Source organism: Spongiimicrobium salis (assembly GCF_043678055.1).
GTDB classification, from domain to species: Bacteria; Bacteroidota; Bacteroidia; order Flavobacteriales; family Flavobacteriaceae; genus Spongiimicrobium; species Spongiimicrobium salis.
Map to the genome: position 1 here is coordinate 1,466,868 of NZ_JBHEQA010000001.1, position 16,239 is coordinate 1,483,106.

The following is a 16,239-nucleotide window of genomic DNA, read 5'->3' on the forward strand; positions in this document are numbered from 1 at the left end:
TAGGGATTTAACCCCTAGGAAGCAAAGTTTAGTTCTTTTGAATCCCAGAATAAACCTTTGGTGCCAATTCCTTAATGTTGGAAATTTTAATGTATCGCGTCTTGTTGCCTTCTGTATAACGCAGAACAGCCTCATCCTTATTTACTTCAAAAGGAAACTGCTTTTTTACTGAAGTATTCAAGGCTGGAGGTTGGTTTCCTGCCTCTTTTGCTGCATCCTTATGGGAGATAATATCAGGTTTCCCTGCTTTTTTTATGAGCTTGGCCTTACAGTACATCTTTCCGTCCACTTCTTCCATTTCCACAAGACCTATTTGTCCGCGAAAATAAATATCCCTAAATTCCACATTTGGGGAAAGCTCTTCCATGGCCACTTTCAAGGTATATCCAGAGCCGGAAGATTCTACACCTCCTGTCCAAGCCTGACTGGAGGCCGAGCCCATTTTAAATGGAGCTGCGGTTTCTAACTTCTTTTGGGAGGCACAACTAGAAAGTCCCATCATCAAAACAATTGCTATATATATTGAATATTTCATTGACATTATTTTACGTGGTTATATTCCAATAAAACCAAAAGTAATGCCAAAATATTGTTTACGAAATGTTTTATACCTTTTTGTTTACTTCCCGTTGTACAAGTTGCAGTTCTTTTAACAAGCGAAGTTCTTTTTTAACCTGTGCCCCAATAAAGATTCCCAAAACAAGGAAAATTACCAAAGAAGACACCTGAATATAGGTATAAAAGCCTAGAGAAAGGCTCTGTTTGAAATAGGGTAGCAGGCCCACAAATCCAAACCAGTAGGTAAAAAACAACACAGGTGTTATGAGGTAGTGAATTCCTTTTCTAACCTTATAATAATACAGTATTTTTTTTAGGAAAAGTTCCATGTGCTCTGCTCTATTCATCCGTTTTAAATATGCCACGCTAATTACCTCAATTACTATTCTAAGGAAAAGAACCGCAATCATCAATCCTAGCAAAAAGGCCACATGCTCAAGACGATACGCAGAAATATAAAAGAAAAAACCAATCAGTATTATTATAGTGGTACCCAATACCACATAGGTTATCTTCTGTTTGTTTTTCAGGGAATTTACGCTTTCCTTAATTTTTTGTGGTCCACCTTTGGGTGGTGCTATTTCGGCTTGTTCATCCCATTCCGTTTGTAATTCTTCAAATAATTCCATTTCGAACACATTTTGTTAGGTTATCCTTAATACGATGCAGGCGCACTCTTACCGCCGCATGGGTTATTCCAGTTATTGCAGCAATTTCTTTTTGGGGAACACCCTCCAATTCCAGCAATATTATAGTTTTACTCACTTCAGGAAGTTTGCGGATGCAGTGGTATAATTGTTTCAATCGACCCTCTTTTTGGTTTACGGACGGCTCTGATTCTGGAGGAATGTCCGCAATGGCCCCCTCTTTAAACAAGGTGTATTTTTTCTTGTTATGCCGTAAGTGCATCAAACAAGTATTCACGGCTATGCGATAAATCCATGTTGAAATGGCCGCTTCATTCTTAAAAGAAGCTAAGCCTTCCCACACCTTTATAAAAACCTCATGCGTTAAATCTTTGGCCAAGCTCACATTCCCGTGTACATAGCCCTGACAAAGTCGGAAAACCCTGCTATAATTGGATTGATATATCGTTTCAAATTCCAAGTTCTTCTTTGTCATCTACTATTTCAACTGCAATTTCAATTGTTCCAAAAACCACTGTGATTTATCATACATAATGAAATGTGCCGAACCCTCGGCATACAGGATATCATAGGTTTTTAAATTCTGATACTGATCGCTATAGGTTTTTTGGGCCATGGCCAAGCCATACGGATGCGTTGCTGCGATTACGGCCACAGGACTTGTAATATTCGCAATGGCCTCCCTCAAATCCAGTCGTAACAGGTCTGTATATCCGTACACATAGGTTTCTCTATCGGCCTCTAGAATCCATTGTGTCAATTGCTCATGTTTTTCTTTGTTCAAACTCATAAAACCTGCCATTTGAACGGCCCTTGTTTTAAAGACACTATCATTCATTTGTAACAGTTGTTGATTGTATGGACTGTCATAAACCATGTCTTCACTATTAAAATTAGGTATCATAAGGGCTCCTGTAGATGGTAAGGCATCCACCACAATGATTTTGCCGAACATCTCTTTTTCCTCGGAGGCCAACCACAGTCCCAACGTACCTCCTAGGCTATGTCCTATTATAGTAGGTTTGTTCAACTGCTTCTCCTTCACGTAATCCACAATAGCCTCCTTGATCTTGGGCAGCCATGGCTTTCCTATAGTTGGGACATCCCCGAAACCTGCCAGGGTAAAACTATGACATTCGTAGTTTTTGGACAATTCGGCCACCGTTTCTTCCCAGACCGCTGCCGTGCATGTAAATCCTGGAAGCAATAATACCGGTTTCCCTTTTCCCTGAACATCTACCTTAAAGGCTTGCTGTGATTGTACGGATGTTCCATACATCCATAAAAGAACGACCAAACTATATTTTAATGTTTTCATTTTAGATTGTTTTTAATACGTTTTGTCCTTTAGATACATTTTCCTTAAAATGTTACATCCCTATGGGATGTTCACGAAAAAAAATCAAATGCAATAGTTGCTTACATTATCAAATGCCTTGATTTTTAGTACCTTTAAAGGCAAACCATAGTCAAAATACCACCCATGAAAGTACCCTTTCGCCATATTCTTCTTATCCTTGGTATCTTTTTTTTCATTGCTTGTGCCGAAGAAAAAAAAGCGGTAGTCTCACCGCAAAAGCCGAATATCATCTTCATCATGTCCGATGATCATGCGTATCAAGCCATAAGCCAGTATAGCGATAAGCTTATTCAAACCCCTAATATTGATCGTATTGGAAAAGAGGGCATTACGTTTACCAATGCTTGTGTATCCAATTCCATTTGCGCGCCTTCAAGAGCGACAATCCTTACCGGAAAACATACCCACATCAATGGAAAAATAGATAACCAAATGCCTTTTGACACTACGCAGGTCACCTTTCCCCAATTGTTTCAACAAGCGGGCTATCAGACGGCCATGTTTGGAAAGCTGCATTTTGGAAATAATCCCAAAGGGGTTGATGAGTTCATGATTCTTCCCGGGCAAGGACATTATATCAATCCTGATTTTATCACCCAAAAGGGGGATACTACAATTACCGGTTACGTTACAGACATTATTACCGATATGACCCTTAATTGGTTGGAGAAAAAGCGAGATCCCAAAAAGCCCTTTATGCTCATGTATCTGCACAAGGCCCCGCATCGTCCCTGGTGGCCCAGTCCTAAAAAATTTAAGGAATTTGTGCGCAAAGAATTCCCACAACCCGCTTCGCTATTCGATGATTATGCCAACCGGGGTACGGCTGCTAAAACTGCCGAAATGAATGTGCTCTACGATATGATGTACAATCATGACAGCAAGATTCGACCAGAAACAACGGCTAGTATGGCCAACTTGACACCACAGGTGCGGGAATACGAAAATGGTTTTTACGGCCCTTACGGAAGGGCAAATGCCGCTCAAAAAGCGCTTTACGATCCTATTTTAGATTCCATCAATAGTTATTTTAAGGAAAATTGGCCCAAAATGACATTGGAAGAAAAAATGAATTGGAAATATCAACGGTATATGCAAGACTATTTGGCCTGCATTTCTTCTGTTGATGACAATGTTGGGAGGGTATTGGATTATTTGGACGAAAGTGAATTATCAGACAATACCATGGTGGTCTATACTTCGGACCAAGGCTTTTATTTGGGCGAGCATGGGTGGTTCGACAAGCGTTTTATTTATGACGAATCTTTTAAAACTCCCCTACTTGTGCGTTGGCCCAATGCCATTACCCCAGGGATTACCAACGAGCAGATGGTACAGAATCTCGATTTTGCACAAACCTTTTTGGAAGCAGCACAGATTCCTGCTCCAGAAGATATGCAAGGAGAAAGTTTAATGCCTTTGCTAACTGGGAATGATGCCGATTGGGACAGGGATGCCGTATACTATCATTATTACGAGTATCCTGCTGTGCATCAAGTAAAAAGACATTATGGTATGGTAACCATTGATTATAAGTTGGCACATTTTTATTATGATGTGGATGAGTGGGAATTGTACGATCGCAAGAAAGATCCACAGGAAATGAACAACGTTTATAATGATCCCGCCTATGCACAGGTGGTTTCCGAGTTAAAAACCAAATTGGCGGAGCTGCGGATACAATACAAAGATTCCAAAGATTTGGATGACTATTATATTGCCCAACACCATAAAAATAACATCGATTCCCCTTTGAACAAAGGAAAATAAAATAACGGGTACTATTCTTCCGGATACAGATTTACAATGCCGTGGACAATGTCCAAATGCACTTTATTTAAGGATAATGCCTCATCGCCCACCACAAGCATTTTGGATTTTTCATTCTTTCTGTTGGGTGGAATTTCAGCAGTAGTATCATCATCAAAATGATGTACGGTGTTATATCCAAAGGTAGTGAGCATATAATTATTAGGGCTCCCTATACTTTTATTGGGCTGAAACAAATGCACCTTGGAATACTCCGCCTGCATCTCAAATTTTTTGAAATCACCCGACCAATTATAGAACCAATAGGTACTGTTAAAATCCGTTACGGATGCCCCCCCTCGTATTTCTCCGATTTCCAGTTTTGAGAATTCAGAAATGATACTGGCGTTATATACGGTTCCTATCAGGCCTTTTTTGACATTATTGAGGATATAATTTCCTCCTAAAAGTCCTTCTGCCTTGAAATTGGCATCATTGACTGTGATATGATTAAGATTGTTTCTGAGTTCTTTGGATGTAAAGGACCCTTTTTTTAAGTCGAGCATTATTTCATTGAAAAGATGGTTTCGAATAGTGATGTTACTATTCTTTAAGTTTCCATGTATGCCTACATGTGGAGGTACTTTGATGATAAATGTTCCCTTAAGCGTTTTAACATCCTTTATCTTAGGTTTCACGGTCTTCCCTTTCCTCGACTTTATTTTAATTTGTGTTCCTTTAAATGAGTTACGGCTATCTTTATATTTTTGAACTCTGATTTCCTTGACAATGGAATCTTTGGATTTATGAAAAACATGTTCCTTGAATTTATCAATGTCATAGGTATATTCGTAATAGAGCGAGCCGGCACCTATATACTTAAAGTTTATAATGTTAATTGCTTGTTTACTGCTAGCCGAAACTCTAATCTCATCATCGACCATTTCGGCTTTTGCACTAATTTCAGCCATTCTACTTTCTCGCTCTTTTGGCGAAAAATTGTCAAATTCAATGAAATAGTTGATGTGCACTTTCCCATCTTCAGAGTTCTCAATAGTAAAGGTGGAATTTTCAATATCTAGGACCAAAGATGTGAGACGATCGGTATCAAAAACGTTTTGATAGACTTCTTCTCTTTGTGCTTCTACCGATATTGATGTGATGAGCATCAATATCATGATTTTATAAATTTTCATAGGGTTCGTTTTGTTGATTAATGATTTTAATATGTTCTTGAATGTCTTTTAACAGCTGTAATCTTGTTTGAAGGTTGTTTATTAACTTTTCAATGGTGTGTATATCATTGGGGTTTTCCTTAAACTGGCTAGCTGTATCTTTATAATCTTTACCTAGATCATCCAATCTCTTCTCATAGCGTTTTACCAAATCTCTGTCTGTGGTAAGAATCAAGAAATTTTGCCATTCTCTATTGATATTGGCCAAATACTCTTTTTCCATACTTTCTATTTGTTGAACTATAGTGCTTTGAGCTGTTGTTTTTTCAGCATCCAAAAGCGTAAAAAAGCCTGTAATTGCACCTAGAAACAGCACTAATACTGCTGCAATACCATAACCAGAACGCAACCATCTCCTTTGGTTGGTGCCTTTCTGTGACACTCTAAGTTTTACTAAAAAATCTTCTTTATGATTTTGTGGCAATTCTAATATGCTGTCCTCTTTTTTAAAGAGATTTCTAAGATCCTGCTGCATAATACTTCTTTTTTAAAAGTTCCTTTAATTGTAAACGACCTCTTCGCAATTGGGTTCTTGATGTTTTTATAGGGATATTCAATATCTCCGATATCTCTTCATGATCGTAGCCTTCCATAAGATATAATTTGATTACCAATTGGTATTTCCTTGCCAGTTGTCCAAGTGCAGCATCTACCATTTCTTTGGTAATACTTATATCAACATTCCAGTTTTCATCATCCAAGATTTCCATGTTTTCTTCAGTAAGGGAAGTAAGCGACAATTTTTTGCTTTTTAACTTGTCCAGACATTGATTAATAACAATGCGCTTGAGCCAAGCCCCGAAACTAAAATCATTACTATAGGTTTCCAGTTTTTGAAAGGCTTTTATAAAGCCTTCTTGCATGGCGTCTTTGGCATCTTCCTGATTTTTAAGATAGCGACAGGCCACAGCGAACATGGCATTACAATACCTATCATACAACTGTACTTGGGCCTTTTCATCGCCGCGTTTACAGTTTTTAAGTAAGGTATCTATTGTAGATTGCATTGATTTTGTTAGCGTTTCTATTCTAAAAACGAGGAAAAAGTATTGAGGTTTCAATTTAAAGAAAAAAAGATCATAGATTGAATCCCAATGTTGAGGACAAGCGGGGAGCAGAAAGAGGTATTTTAATATAAAAAACCCTCTTCATTTTGATGAAGAGGGTTCTCCTATGTTTTGATTAAGCAGAATGCCTAATCCTAGTAATTGTTAATTTGCTAAGGCTTCCGCACCACCAACAATCTCTAAAATCTCATTGGTAATTGCTGCCTGTCTTGCTTTGTTATAGGTCAATTTTAATTGATCTCTTAATTCGGTAGCATTATCTGTTGCTTTGTGCATTGCCGTCATACGTGCACCATGTTCACTGGCAAAAGAATCGCGAATGGCCTTATATAATTGCGTTTTTAAGGACTTTGGAATCAATTGCTCTACAATTTCAGCCTTCTCTGGTTCAAAAATATAATCTGCACTGGAATTCTCTTCGGCATTTATAGGCACTATAGGTAAAAACTGCTCCGTTATCACGATTTGAGTAGCAGCATTTTTGAATTTGTTATATACAATTTCAATTTTGTCATAGGCGCCATTGGTAAACAATTCCATTAGCGTTTCCGCTATAGTCGCGACATTGTCAAAAGTAAGTTCATCGAATACAGAACTATGATTTCCAATAACACTTGATTTTTTCTCTAGAAAATCATTTGCTTTCTTTCCAATCGCCATAAAGTCTACTTCCTTGCCGGCGTAGGTGTCGTTCAACAATACAGAGGTCTGTTTTAGGATATTGCTGTTAAAAGCACCGCACAATCCCCTGTTCGATGTAATGGCAACAACCAATACTTTGTTTACTTCCCTATCATCGGCATACGCACTTCCAGAACCTACATCCAAACTCCCACTCAAGCTCTGTAAAAGCTCTGTAAGTTTATCCGCATAGGGTCGCATGGCAGTAATAGCATCCTGTGCCTTCTTAAGCTTTGCAGCGGATACCATTTTCATGGCACTGGTAATCTGCATGGTTGAAGAAACCGAAGCAATTCTATTACGTATTTCCTTTAAGTTTGCCATTTTTCAATAGTTATGAATTAAGAGTTATGAATTAAGAATTTTTAAGTATCGCCACTAAAATCCTAATTAACTCATCACATTTTTTAATCAACTCCCTTGATACCGGTTCTATTGAAGTATCTATTACTTCCAACCAATATAATGTCTCGTCAGCTTCCTTAAGGGCAATTCCTAACTTGTTTTTAAAATCCTTAGTACTTACTCCTCGTTGCGCTTCTCGAACATTAGCTCCTATACTTGTACCACTCTTTAGCAGTTGAGAAGCTATTTCAAATTCTTTTTTATCTCTTAAACTCCGAGAATAGGTTACAATTTCACAAGCAAACAAAAAACTCTTTTTCCGTATAGGACTATCGTCTAGTTTGCCCATAACTCATAACTCTACACTCTTAACTAGTTTACGTATTTAGCAGACAAGTCTTTACATACCGCGGTTAAGGTATCGGTAACTTCATCCGTTAATTTTCCAGCTTTCAAGGTATCCAAAACATCTCTGTGCTTGGTGTTCAAGAATTCAATGAAATCTCTCTCAAATTCCTTTACTTTATCAACAGGTACATCTTTTACCAAGTTTTTGGAACCGGCATAGATAATAGCTACCTGATCTTCAACGGTAAATGGGTCATTTTGAGCTTGTTTCAAAATTTCCACATTACGCCGTCCTTTTTCAATAACGTTCAAGGTTGCTGCATCCAAATCAGAACCAAATTTTGCAAAAGCTTCCAATTCACGGAATTGTGCCTGATCTAGTTTCAAAGTACCTGCTACTTTTTTCATGGATTTAATCTGAGCCGAACCACCTACACGCGATACGGAGATACCCACGTTAATTGCAGGACGAACCCCTTGGTTGAACAAATCTTGTTCCAAGAAAATCTGACCATCCGTAATAGAAATTACGTTGGTAGGGATATATGCAGATACATCACCTGCCTGCGTTTCAATAATAGGCAAGGCCGTTAAAGAACCTCCTCCTTTAACGATAGGCTTCAAGGATTCTGGTAAATCGTTCATTCCTTCTGCAATACCATCATCAGCAATCACTTTTGCAGAACGCTCCAACAATCTAGAGTGAAGGTAGAATACATCTCCAGGATACGCCTCACGTCCTGGTGGACGTCTTAATAAAAGAGACACCTCACGATAGGCAACCGCTTGCTTGGACAAATCATCATAAATGATCAATGCCGGGCGACCTGTATCTCTAAAATACTCCCCGATAGCAGCTCCTGCGAATGGGGCATATACCTGCATTGGAGCAGGATCGGATGCGTTAGCCGCAACAATAGTCGTATAGGCCAAAGCTCCTCTATCTTCCAATGTTTTTGCAATAGCCGCAACGGTAGACGCTTTCTGACCAATAGCTACGTAAATACAATATACAGGGACTCCCGCATCATAAAATTCTTTCTGGTTAAGAATAGTATCAATACATACTGTAGTTTTTCCTGTCTGACGGTCTCCAATCACCAACTCTCGTTGCCCTCTACCTACTGGAATCATCGCATCGATGGCTTTAATTCCCGTTTGCAATGGCTCATTTACCGGTTGACGGAAAATTACCCCAGGCGCTTTACGTTCCAAAGGCATTTCGTACAATTCTCCCGAGATAGGTCCCTTCCCATCAATAGGTTTTCCCAAGGTGTTTACCACACGGCCAACAATACCTTCACCTACATCAATAGATGCAATACGCTGTGTACGTTTTACGGTAGCACCTTCCTTAATTTCTTTTGATGGGCTCAACAATACAACCCCAACATTATCTTCTTCAAGGTTCAAAACGATTCCTTGCAAACCGCCTTCAAATTCAACCAATTCGCCATACTCGGCGTTTGACAGCCCATAGACTCTTGCGATACCATCACCTACTTGTAATACCGTACCTACTTCATCCAATGAAGCACTCGCTTCGAATCCTGATAATTGTTCTTTCAATATTGCTGATACCTCAGCGGCTTTAACTCCTGCCATTTGTTCTAGATATAAGATGTTAGATATGACGCTTCCACGCTATATCTTAAGATTTATATTATAAACTATTTGTAAATTCTCTTTTTAAACCATTCAATTTGCTTGCAATACTTGCATCGTATTGCAAATCTCCCACGCGTAAAATAAATCCGCCAACGATACTCGCATCGACTTTATTTTCCAAGGTGACCTTCTTCCCCGTGATTGCTACCACTTTTTCCAGAATTTTACCTTCTAAATCCGATGTCATTGGAACAGCCGTGGTCACATAACCAATATCTTGTCCTTTCAATTGCTCGTTAAGGATGATATACTTTAAAGCTACTTCTTGAAGCAATGCAATTCTTTTATTGTCTACAAGTGCGGTAATCAAACCTTCGGTGATTGCATTACCCCCTTTAAAAAGAGTTTTTAACACCTGCTTTTTGTCCGCTCCCTTGACCACTGGGCTATTCAATAAATCATGAAGCTCCTTACTTTCACCAATAGTGTCTATGATACCTTGCATATCCTTTTCCACCGTATCCGTAGCTTTCTTCTCCACGGCTAGGTTTAAGGTTGCCTTAGCGTAACGCAATGCTGCTCTTGACTCGTTCATATGGCTCTTCTTAGTTTAGGGTAATATCGCCTAACATATCCTCTACCAATTTTAACTGCTTGTCCTTATTGGAGAGTTCTTCCTTAATTACTTTTTCAGCGATTTCTACAGAAAGGTTGGCTACCTGACTTTTAATATCGGCAACAGCTGCTTTCTTTTCGCTTTCAATGGCAGCCTGTGCTTGTTGGATCATTTTTTCTCCTTCCGCCTTGGCCTGCTCTTTGGAATCTGCGATCAATTTTTCTTTGATCTCCCGAGCTTCTTTTAACATGGCCTCTCTTTCTGCCCGTGCCTCTTTCAACAATTTCTCGTTATCAGCAGCTACATTTTGCATTTCTTTCTTCGCCTCTTCTGCAGCTTCCATGGCATTTTTAATCCCTTCTTCCCTTTCATTTACGGCTCCCAAAATAGGCTTCCAAGCGTATCTCCACAATAAGAAAAGTAACAATCCAAACAATAAAGTTTGCCAGAAAAACAACCCTAGTGAAAACTCTTCTAATAACTTTTCCATACTCTAAATTTTAAACAATTTTACATTTTAAAAACAATGGCCATAACCAACCGTTAAGGCCATTGTTCAAATTGGTTTTACACTGCGAATAATGCAGCAAATCCGATACCTTCAATAAGCGCCGCTGCAATCAACATCGCTGTTTGAATCTTACCGTAAGCTTCAGGCTGACGGGCAATAGCATCCATTGCAGAACCACCGATTCTACCAATACCGATACCAACACCAATTACAACTAAACCTGCACCTACCATTAATGGAATTTCCATATCTATTATAGTTTAAAATTAAAAATTCAATTTAGTGCGCCTCTGCATGATCGTGTTCCACTGCTGCGAAACCAAAATAAAGTGCAGAAAGCATTGTAAAAATATAGGCCTGCAACAAGGCCACTAAAACCTCTATCAAAGAGATGGCAAATGCCAATCCAAATGATAACGGGCTACCTATCCAACTTTTAAACAAAAACATCAAACCAATTAAGCTCATCAATACGATATGGCCCGCCTGCATGTTTGCGTATAAACGAATCAATAAGGAGAATGGCTTAATGATAACCCCCAACAATTCAATAGGAATTAAAATAGGGTATAAAATTAGTTTTCCATACCAAGGAAGTGTATTTCCCAAAGGATCAAAAATGTGTAACCAGTAATCCTTGGTTCCTGTAAGGTTTGTAAACAAGAAGGTCAACAAAGCCAAAGCAAAGGTAATGGCAATGTTTCCTGTAACGTTTACCCCTAATGGCGTCAATCCAAAAATATTCAGGAACCATATAAAGAAAAAGATGGACAATAAATAAGGCATATACCTTTTATATTTCTTTTCTCCAATATTAGGTCTTGCGATGTCGTCGCGTATATACAATACGATAGGTTCAAAGAAACGACCTATACCCGTTGGGATACCTCCGTTCTTTGCATATGATCTTCCCAGGCCTCTAAACAATAAAAACATGAGCAAGCCTGTAATAAAAATCATCAAGACACTCTTCGTAATAGAAAAATCTATAGGCTTTACGTTCGTTGGATGATGATCCTCGTCATAATTGATCGTTCCTGCAGCATCCGTTTTATAAATCTTACTGTGATAAAATGCATAGTAGTTGCCATCCACTTCGGCTACTTCTTCTTCATGATGAAATTTGGACGAAGAAAACACTTTTAACCCATCATCCCATAAGATAATTGGTAATGGAAATCCTACGTGGTGTTTTTTTCCATCTTCTCCCGTATACGAGAACAAGGAGAAGTCATGGGAATCCTTAAGGTGATGATCGATGTATTCCTTTATCTCTGTTTTAAGATCTTTTTCAGATGTTTCTGAAGCATGTTCATCTTGTTTTGCGAAAGCAGTGACACTCATAAGTAGCGTCATCATCAAAATAAACTTGGTAAAGTATGTTACTCGCATATCCTTGAAAAAATATTCAGTCCCTAAAAATCGGTGCAAATGTACGCTATTCTCACAAAAAGAAAAAAGCATTTCAACTTTTATTTTTTTAGTGAAAATAAAGGGTCGAAAGCTGCTTTTAATCGATCTCATTCAGCAACTTAACGAGGGCTATGGTCTCTATGGCCAAACAAATAAAATAAGGAAAGAAAAAAGTAAAAAATTCCAGCTTCGAAAGTGTTCCATCGGCTTTGAACATGGGATGAAAAACGAGAAAATATACACCAAATTTTAGCGCGCTCCCAAATAAAAACAAAAATCCCAACTGGGTACTTTTACGTTCCGCAAAATACAGGAGAAATCCATACACGACCAGCGCCAATATGAAGTTGACACCATAGCCAAAAAGCATTAAATGCACAGGCACTTCCAACGTTCTAAAATAAAAGTAGGCCATGTGCAATAGTGCCAGAACGGCAAGGGCAATGATAAGCTTCCCTGCAAAAGAAATCAGTTTTTTGTTCAAAATCACGAATTTAGTTTATGGGTTTGTTTCACGACCAAGTACAATGAAACTGCAACCGCAGCCAGGGTGCAGATTATGGTGTAGGTATTGTTGGCAGGATCATATTTTCTGTCCAGCCATTTTCCTCCCTGGGCCCCGAGATAAATAATAACACCCATCTGAGCTGCTATACCTATAAGGGTCAACCAATATTTAGTTTGATTCTTGGGTTTGGACATTTCTTAGTCGTTCTCAGATTTTCGTTGCAAAATTACCTAAAAATATTCGAGGGCATCCCATTTCTCTTTTTAGCCTTTCTACATCCATGAAATCTTTACACAATAAATGCCTCTGTTATGATCATAATTATCATAACAGAGGCATTTCTATAGGGTAAACAAACCCCAGAAAAATATAGTAATTGCCAAATGGAAATTAACTTTGTTTCTTCTTGGTCTTTTGTTCTTTAGAAACCGTATTAAATTGCTGGTATATGGCGTATAAGGCAATAGCCAGCACGAATAAGGAACCAATTAATGTAATCATATGAGGTTGATTTGGGTTAACTTCATTTACTAAAACATTATTTTCTCGGACAACGGATGTCCTTTGAATTCATTTCACCTAGTGTAGGTATCCTAGATGTTGCTTCTTTAGGACGCTTTTGCCGGATTGGCTACTTGCTTATTAAAAGAAGAAACGTTGTTGGCACTTCCTTTACTACCTTTCATGCTACAAGAGGCATTAAATGTAGCTCCTGGTTCAACGGCAAGCTTAGAAACAGAAACTGTTCCTTCTATTACTGCGGTAGCTTTTAAAGAAAGTAAATCCGATACCAAAAGCTCTCCATTGAAATTCCCTTCAATATCAGCGTTGACGCATTCCACTTTTCCATTAATATAACCACCTTTTCCAATAACGACCTTTCCTGAGGTTTTTACATTACCATCTAATTTTCCGTCAATTCTAAAATCTGCTTCAGAAATAATATCTCCTTTGATTCTAGTATTCTTCTCAATTCTGTTAGGTTGTCCGCCGATTTCTGTCATAGTTCTGGGTTTTTTGTTGTCTGAAAACATGTTCTAGGGTTTTGGGGTTAAAAGTTGTTTTTTATACTCGTTAAGATTCTTGTGTACTTGTATGGTCTTATAATTGGACGATAAAATTACAAAATTCTCAATATCAATCTTATAATCTCTATTGTTTTTTAAAAGCTCTAAATATCCTAAGGCAAATTCCCTGGAAGAAAACCCATGAACGATCACAAATTGATCTTCCAAATTATAAATATCTTTGGATACAATATTCTTTCTTTTGAGGTCTTCAATGGATTTTTCCAATTTCTCCATTAATTTCAAGGCCTTATCATTGTCCCTGATCTTGAAAGGAAAAACTACTTTCCAATTTCCTCGGCTTGGCGTATCGTTCCCTGTGACAAATACCTTTGGTTCTAGCTTGGGTAGTTGTTCTGCCACCATTTGTTGTGCTTTTTTACCTTCAGGATTATTGGGATAGTTCAGCGCTACATAATTTAAGGCTTCCTTAAAAGATTCAAACCCCTGTAACCTTCCAATAGCATTGGCTTTAAGCATTTCCAATTTTGGAACAATGGGGTCTCCAGTAAAGGTGTTGATGTTTTCCTCGGTGCCTGTAATCACCTTTAGATATTCCTGGTTTCGGTACAATTGGAACAATTGGGAATATCGCGCTTCCGGACTATCCGTAGCATTCGCCAATACTGCTTGCGGATTCAGTAAAATCTCTGCATAACGGGAATCGGGATGATTCTTAATGATATTCTGCTTCATCTCCTCTTGTAACGGACTCTTTTCTTCTTCATAAATCTTGTAGAGGTTGTATTTTGAGGGTAAGATCAAACGCTCCTCCGGATTGGACTTTAATACCGTGCTAAGCTTTCCGGCCGCCAATAGATTCTCTTTGAATTTTTCCTTATAAATAAGGCCCAATTGATAATTGGCAAAGTTCTGTTCCTTTTGAAGACTATCGATGACCGCCACATCGGTAGGAATACGATCCACATAATACGCTACATCATACTTTTTGTCATCTGTAACAATTTCCGCTCCATCATCTCCAACGGCAACCGCCTCCCCATCTCTTTCAACAAGCTGTAGCCTATTCTTATTGGACCACCTCCAATCGTCTTCCAAAACGCGATCTCCCCAGCGGCTCTTAAAATCGGTTTTTCCGTATCCGAGACTGGTGATATTGTAAAAATAGAATTTACCTTTATTTTCCTTTCCTCCCTTGCTCTCCCCGAAAGCGGCAAAACCATCATTGGCTATTTTCTCTTTGGCCTTTTCCGCAGCTTCTTCGGCTGCCTTCAACTTGGCAATATGGTCTTCAAAATAAGCGATCTGCTCCGCTTTTGGCAGCTTATATAGGCTAATGATACTATCTGTATATTGCACCGTTTCTTCATAGGCAATGACATCTTCCAAATTGTCTAACTTCTTTTTAATGGAACGGTGTTTTTTTGTGTTTTCCTTGAGATTGGTAAGGACACTATCGTAATAAGCTCCGGCAACCTTATACTCATTTTCATCAAAGTGATAGGTGGCTAAGTTTTCATAGTTGAGTGCGTTCAATACCGGTTCGTTTTGCGTAGCACGAATAGATTTGTTGAAATAGACCAATGCCAAACTATCGGACTCTACCCCCAAATGATATTCTGCAATCTGCCGATATATTTTATCTAAAAAAGGGCGATTTTCCCGGTTTTCTTCCAGGGAAGTAAGGTATTCTAGTTGCGCTTCTTTATTTTCTTCGGTAATCACCGTATTTTTTATTTTCTGCAAATGCGCATTGATCATATATACCCGGGGCGACCTTCTGTTAAGATCAATGATTTTGTCAAAAGCATAATTGGCACTGTCCTTATAGCCCAATTGATTATACAATTGACCAATGATAAAATAATAGCGCCCCTTTTCCGGGTTCTTCTTGGTGTAGGACGATGCAATCTTCAGCTGTTGAATTGCCGTATCGGGAGCATTTAAATTGATATAGGCTTGGGCCATAATGGCACGGGCATCTGCGTACTCCTGATCTTTTAAGCGCTCCAATTTAAAAAGTCGCTTTAAGTTTTTAAGTGCAAGCTCTTCATTCTCTAGCCGAATATGCACTTTTTCTCTCCAAATATGAGCCTCGTTGAGTTTATCGCTCGTGGTGTATTTTTTTAAGATATAATTGAAGGCTTCCAGAGAAGGAATAAATCGCTGATCAAAGTATCTCGCCTTCCCTAAAAGCAAAAATGCTTCATCTGTTTGCGGGTTGCGCTCTTCATCCTTAATGTCCATACTGTGTTTTTGTATGGCTTTTGAAGCTTTTTCCTCTGCAACTACAAATTTAGGATTGTTGTCTTCAGAATCTAGCTTAACCTCATCGGTAATGGCCAAACGTTCAATAGGTAAAATTTCCCAATAATTATCCCGATAGGATTGGTTCAATTCTTCCCTTCCTTCTTCAAAGGCAATATTGCCGTTGTAGAGGGTGTTGAACTTGGTATTTAAGGCATGCCAATTCCGATTTATGAATGCATCTTTCTTGGTGGAACATGCGGTAAAAATAGTTCCTCCCAATGCAATAGCTATAATAATTAAGTTTCGAAGCTTCAA

Annotated in this window: 19 protein-coding genes; 1 reads left to right on the plus strand and 18 read right to left on the minus strand. The window is 38.6% G+C overall.

Annotated features, from left to right (window positions below; all coding sequences use genetic code 11):
• Positions 1-28: 28 nt before the first annotated feature.
• The 4 genes from ACEXOE_RS06580 to ACEXOE_RS06595 form a co-directional block, all read right to left on the minus strand.
• Positions 29-535, minus strand: coding sequence for a hypothetical protein (locus tag ACEXOE_RS06580; RefSeq protein ID WP_394747945.1), 507 nt, complete (start codon positions 533-535; stop codon positions 29-31).
• Positions 536-605: 70 nt separating this feature from the next.
• Positions 606-1,187, minus strand: a complete 582-nt coding sequence (locus ACEXOE_RS06585; protein ID WP_394747946.1) for a hypothetical protein — start codon at positions 1,185-1,187, stop codon at positions 606-608.
• Complete coding sequence (locus ACEXOE_RS06590) at positions 1,174-1,680, minus strand: RNA polymerase sigma factor (RefSeq protein ID WP_394747947.1); 507 nt, start codon at positions 1,678-1,680, stop codon at positions 1,174-1,176. Before ACEXOE_RS06590 ends, ACEXOE_RS06585 begins: the two co-directional genes overlap by 14 nt.
• A gap of 3 nt (positions 1,681-1,683) precedes the next feature.
• Positions 1,684-2,523 carry an alpha/beta fold hydrolase gene (locus ACEXOE_RS06595; RefSeq protein ID WP_394747948.1) on the minus strand — a complete coding sequence of 280 codons (840 nt, stop codon included), beginning with the start codon at positions 2,521-2,523 and terminating at the stop codon, positions 1,684-1,686.
• 165 nt (positions 2,524-2,688) lie between these two features.
• On the opposite strand from ACEXOE_RS06595, the gene ACEXOE_RS06600 reads away from it, so the two are divergent.
• Positions 2,689-4,335 carry a sulfatase family protein gene (locus ACEXOE_RS06600; RefSeq protein WP_394747949.1) on the plus strand — a complete coding sequence of 549 codons (1,647 nt, stop codon included), beginning with the start codon at positions 2,689-2,691 and terminating at the stop codon, positions 4,333-4,335.
• Between the two features lie 11 nt (positions 4,336-4,346).
• Here the strand turns inward: ACEXOE_RS06600 and ACEXOE_RS06605 are convergent, their stop codons facing one another.
• The 14 genes from ACEXOE_RS06605 to porW form a co-directional block, all read right to left on the minus strand.
• A complete protein-coding gene (locus ACEXOE_RS06605; RefSeq protein WP_394747950.1) occupies positions 4,347-5,510 on the minus strand; it encodes a hypothetical protein in 1,164 nt (387 codons plus the stop codon).
• Positions 5,497-6,024, minus strand: a complete 528-nt coding sequence (locus ACEXOE_RS06610) for a hypothetical protein (protein WP_394747951.1) — start codon at positions 6,022-6,024, stop codon at positions 5,497-5,499. Before ACEXOE_RS06610 ends, ACEXOE_RS06605 begins: the two co-directional genes overlap by 14 nt.
• Positions 6,008-6,556, minus strand: a complete 549-nt coding sequence (locus ACEXOE_RS06615) for an RNA polymerase sigma factor (protein WP_394747952.1) — start codon at positions 6,554-6,556, stop codon at positions 6,008-6,010. The genes ACEXOE_RS06610 and ACEXOE_RS06615 overlap by 17 nt, the downstream gene beginning before the upstream one ends.
• 204 nt (positions 6,557-6,760) lie before the next feature.
• Positions 6,761-7,621: an ATP synthase F1 subunit gamma gene (atpG, locus tag ACEXOE_RS06620; RefSeq protein WP_394747953.1), complete on the minus strand. Its 861-nt coding sequence runs from the start codon at positions 7,619-7,621 to the stop codon at positions 6,761-6,763.
• Between the two features lie 31 nt (positions 7,622-7,652).
• Entirely contained in the window at positions 7,653-7,991 is a 339-nt protein-coding gene (locus ACEXOE_RS06625; protein ID WP_394747954.1) for a four helix bundle protein, read from the minus strand.
• Positions 7,992-8,014: 23 nt separating this feature from the next.
• A complete protein-coding gene (atpA, locus tag ACEXOE_RS06630; protein WP_394747955.1) occupies positions 8,015-9,595 on the minus strand; it encodes a F0F1 ATP synthase subunit alpha in 1,581 nt (526 codons plus the stop codon).
• A 58-nt stretch (positions 9,596-9,653) separates the two neighbouring features.
• Positions 9,654-10,193, minus strand: coding sequence for an ATP synthase F1 subunit delta (gene atpH, locus ACEXOE_RS06635; protein WP_394747956.1), 540 nt, complete (start codon positions 10,191-10,193; stop codon positions 9,654-9,656).
• A 10-nt stretch (positions 10,194-10,203) separates the two neighbouring features.
• The gene (locus tag ACEXOE_RS06640) at positions 10,204-10,704 is read right to left on the minus strand and encodes a F0F1 ATP synthase subunit B (protein ID WP_394747957.1); all 501 of its coding nucleotides are present in this window, start codon (positions 10,702-10,704) and stop codon (positions 10,204-10,206) included.
• 77 nt (positions 10,705-10,781) lie between these two features.
• Positions 10,782-10,973, minus strand: coding sequence for an ATP synthase F0 subunit C (gene atpE, locus ACEXOE_RS06645; protein WP_394747958.1), 192 nt, complete (start codon positions 10,971-10,973; stop codon positions 10,782-10,784).
• 31 nt (positions 10,974-11,004) lie between these two features.
• Positions 11,005-12,084, minus strand: coding sequence for a F0F1 ATP synthase subunit A (gene atpB, locus ACEXOE_RS06650; protein ID WP_394747959.1), 1,080 nt, complete (start codon positions 12,082-12,084; stop codon positions 11,005-11,007).
• Between the two features lie 151 nt (positions 12,085-12,235).
• Positions 12,236-12,622, minus strand: a complete 387-nt coding sequence (locus ACEXOE_RS06655) for a hypothetical protein (RefSeq protein WP_394747960.1) — start codon at positions 12,620-12,622, stop codon at positions 12,236-12,238.
• A gap of 2 nt (positions 12,623-12,624) precedes the next feature.
• Positions 12,625-12,840: an AtpZ/AtpI family protein gene (locus ACEXOE_RS06660; RefSeq protein ID WP_394747961.1), complete on the minus strand. Its 216-nt coding sequence runs from the start codon at positions 12,838-12,840 to the stop codon at positions 12,625-12,627.
• Between the two features lie 414 nt (positions 12,841-13,254).
• Positions 13,255-13,680, minus strand: a complete 426-nt coding sequence (locus ACEXOE_RS06665) for a bactofilin family protein (RefSeq protein WP_394747962.1) — start codon at positions 13,678-13,680, stop codon at positions 13,255-13,257.
• Positions 13,681-13,683: 3 nt separating this feature from the next.
• Complete coding sequence (porW, locus tag ACEXOE_RS06670; RefSeq protein ID WP_394747963.1) at positions 13,684-16,239, minus strand: type IX secretion system periplasmic lipoprotein PorW/SprE; 2,556 nt, start codon at positions 16,237-16,239, stop codon at positions 13,684-13,686.